The following is a 1,903-nucleotide window of genomic DNA, read 5'->3' as shown; positions in this document are numbered from 1 at the left end:
TGTAAATCACCCCTTTTGTTTGGGACTGCAAAGGTAGCAATCTTAATGTTATTCGCAAATTAATTTTAATCTTTTTTTGCTTTTTATTTTCTCAGAACCTAAATCCCTCAAATCTCATCAACATTACCTTAAACCCGCTTTTCAATCTCCCTCGCCAATCCCTTTCTAGTGTCCCCTTCCTTCCGAAGCGGGATGCAAAAGTAGAAAAAATTATATCCCCTACAAAGCTTTTACAACATCTATTTTTAAAACAACACCTAACTCCCTAAATTACAACCACAAAAACTTTTACTCACCCACTACCCAACAAACCCAAACACCAGAATTGTACGTATCTATTCTTCTTAAAACTATTTTCCAGAGCAAACACGCCTTCTATATTTCATTTACAATATTCACATTTTTGATGCAATGCAACTCTTTACTTGTATTTACACTTACTTAGGACAAGCTGCTAAGCCCTTCAGGAATTTCCTCAGGGATACCACTTTTTAAAGATACAACTGCATTTAAGGTCAAAAACAAAAGCTAACCTTAAAAAAACAAAAAATTAAGGTTAAAGGAATATACTTCTTCTGTTCTTAAGGTCAAAAACTAAGCTAACCTCAAAAACAACATTATTTTAATGTATACAAACTCTTTATTTTGTATATTTGATGATGCCTTACTTGATAAATCCAGATAGAAATAAGCCTTGGAATGATTTACCATTACTCCCTCCGGACAAAGAGCTTTATGAAAATATACAGGTACTCAGTCAGCTGGGAAATGCAAAGGCAGCCTTAGGAAGATTACAGGGGCGAAGCATTGCTATTCCCAATCAAGGCTTGTTAATCAACTCTATCAGCTTGCAAGAGGCAAAAGCTTCTAATGCTATAGAGAACATATTCACAACAGATGACGAACTCTATAAGGCTTATAGCGAAAAACAAACAGAAGGACCAACAAAAGAAATTCTAAATTACAGAGAGGCGCTCTGGCTGGGTCATGAATACTTGCAGAAAAAGCAACTATTCGATGAAGATTATTTTATCCAAATGTACAGAACTGTAAGCCAGTTTAACGATGGCATACGTCCTCCCATTGCACAGATCTACATAAAAGAAGGTGGAACTGGGCCCAATGCCGGTAAAGCTGTCTATACCCCACCCCGGGGAAAAGGAATTATAGAATCTAAAATGGCTAATCTGATTTCCTTTTTAAACAACGATAAAGATTATCCCTTAGATCCAATATTAAAAATGGCCATAGCACATTTTCAATTTGAGGCTATACATCCATTCAGAGATGGCAACGGGAGAACAGGCCGGATATTTAACATCCATTACCTTACCCATAAAGGTTTGCTGGACTATCCTATTCTATTCTTAAGCCGTTATATTATGGAACATAAAGACGATTACTATTCTACCCTGGCTGGAATAACACAAACCGGAAACTGGAAAAACTGGCTGTTGTTTATGTTAAAAACAGTCGAATCAACAGCAAATCTTACTTATCATAAGATTAATGATATTATAGCTGCTAAAGATGCCATCCTGCAAGCAATTATAGATGAGAACAGCATAAGCCGTCCTGAATCTCTGGTTGGTATTTTGTTTACAGAACCATTTACTAAGGTAAAACACCTTACAGACCGTGGCTTATATGCAGAAAATACCGCAAGAAAATATTTAGACCACCTTTCTTCTATGGGAATTCTGGAAAAAAGAACCATTCAAGGCAACAATTACTACCTTAACCTGGAACTCTACAGAATTCTCTCTGAATAGATATTCAGAAACTCCCTTTACCATTCGATATTCCAGCTCATCCTCAAGACCTGTGCTGTTCATAAAGTCATAAATAAATTTTAAAGAAGCCTGATTTCCTGTGTGTAAACTAAAGCTTTCAGCGTTTCCAT

General features: G+C 36.2%; 1 protein-coding gene. It reads left to right on the top strand.

Annotation, left to right across the window (positions count from 1 at the left end):
* Positions 1-656: 656 nt before the first annotated feature.
* The gene (locus B0O44_RS24810) at positions 657-1,772 is read left to right on the top strand and encodes a Fic family protein (protein WP_245943792.1); all 1,116 of its coding nucleotides are present in this window, start codon (positions 657-659) and stop codon (positions 1,770-1,772) included.
* Positions 1,773-1,903: the final 131 nt, after the last annotated feature.

It is taken from the genome of Pedobacter nutrimenti (genome assembly GCF_003208655.1).
In the GTDB taxonomy this organism is placed as follows: domain Bacteria; phylum Bacteroidota; class Bacteroidia; order Sphingobacteriales; family Sphingobacteriaceae; genus Pedobacter; species Pedobacter nutrimenti.
The sequence above is the reverse complement of the archived record's forward strand: the minus strand, read 5'-3'. Positions and strand labels throughout refer to the sequence as shown.